At 68.9% G+C, this 1,532-nt stretch carries 2 protein-coding genes and 1 pseudogene; all 3 read left to right on the plus strand.

Translation table 11 applies throughout. From position 1 onward, the window contains the following. Window positions 1-850: transposase (locus ACWD6R_RS40505; RefSeq protein WP_451823332.1), on the plus strand; the 850-nt coding region annotated here is incomplete at its 5' end. Continuing rightward, a complete protein-coding gene (locus ACWD6R_RS40510; protein WP_451823333.1) occupies window positions 847-1,188 on the plus strand; it encodes a hypothetical protein in 342 nt (113 codons plus the stop codon). The genes ACWD6R_RS40505 and ACWD6R_RS40510, both read left to right, overlap by 4 nt. An 18-nt stretch (window positions 1,189-1,206) precedes the next feature. Next, a pseudogene (locus tag ACWD6R_RS40515) lies at window positions 1,207-1,473 on the plus strand (transposase); the annotation flags it as partial. Window positions 1,474-1,532 lie beyond the last annotated feature (59 nt).

Here is a 1,532-nt window from a genome sequence, read left to right on the forward strand (position 1 = left end):
CCGCCTCGCCTGGGCCGGTTACCCCACCGTCCAGCTGATGGCACTGGTGGAGACCGGCACCCGCGGCCTGCTCGGCGCCTGCTTCGGCCCCGCCGGCACCGGCGAGACCAGCTACGCCAAGCGCCTGCTGCCGCTGCTGGGCCGCGAACACCTCGTCCTGATCGACCGGGGCTTCGACAGCAACACCTTCCTGGCCCAGGTCGCCGCCACCGGCGCCCAGTTCCTGGCCCGCTGCAAGTCCACCCGCCGACCGCCCCTTATCCGAGCCCTGCCCGACGGCTCCTACCTGACGCGCTTCGGGGATCTGACGGTACGCGTCATCGAGGCCGACATCGTCTGCGTCCTGGCCGACGGCACCCGCGTCGGCGGACACTACCGCCTGGCCACCACCCTGCTCGACCCCGCAACCGACCCCGCCGAGCGTCTGACCAGGCTCTATGCCGAAAGATGGGAGATCGAATCGGCGTTCTTCGCCCTGCGCTCCACCCTCATGGCGGGCCGGGTCCTGCGCTCGGGCGACCAGTTCGGCATCGAGCAGGAACTATGGGCCACCCTCGCCCTCTACCAGGCGCTCCGCACCGTCATGGTCGACACCGTCGAGTCACGCCGGGCACCGACCCCGACCGCGCCGGCTTCACCACCGCCCTACAGACCGCACGCACCCAGGTCGTCCTCGCCGCCGAGATCGCCCCCGAAAATCCCCAGCCAGTCGGCACGATCGGCACCGCGGTCCTGGAGAACCTGCTGCCCGCCCGCCGCCCGCGCATCAGCGCCCGCAAGGTCAAATCCCCGATCTCCCGCTACCACGCCTTCAAGGGCCGGGCCCGACCCCCAGCCAGCACACCGGTGACCGCCATCGAGATCACCATCCACGACCGCACCGACACCCCGCTCGCGCCGCCCACCATCGCCCCACCACCGGAAGAGCAACACAACGGGCAGGAAAGCAACGAGAGTTCGCTGCCCATCTCCTCACGAGAAGAACAGGATTCGGCGGACCCAGGCGGCCGGATGACGCTCACCCTCGCCGTGCTGGCCAGCCGCCCCGGCAAGGCATGGCACGCCCGCGACGTCGCCCACCTCCTCGGCATCACGAACATCAACAGCTTCCGCGTCCAGATGTCCCAATGGGCCCACCGCGGACTGATCCACAAGACCGGACCTGCCACCTACGCCCTCGCCTGCTGACCACGAACGCGCTCGACACCAACCACAAGATCCTTAACTTCCCAGCCTTGGGTCAAGAAGCGGCAGCGGCGCTTGGGCGGGGTGGATGAGATGGTGCTTTCGCTGTCGGCGAAGGGTCTCACCCACGGGGAGATCTCCGCTCATCTGGCAGAGGTGTACGGCACCGAGATCTCCAGGTCCACGATCTCCACGATCACCGACAGCGTGATGGCCGGCATGGCCGAGTGGCAGAACCGGCCGCTGGATCGCGGGCGGTTTCCACTGATCGTTGCGAATCAGCGGTAGGCGAGTTCCTTTGACCAGCGTCTCATGGCCTCGGCGGGGGTGCGGTCGCCCAGGACGCG

The organism is Streptomyces sp. NPDC005151, assembly GCF_053599875.1.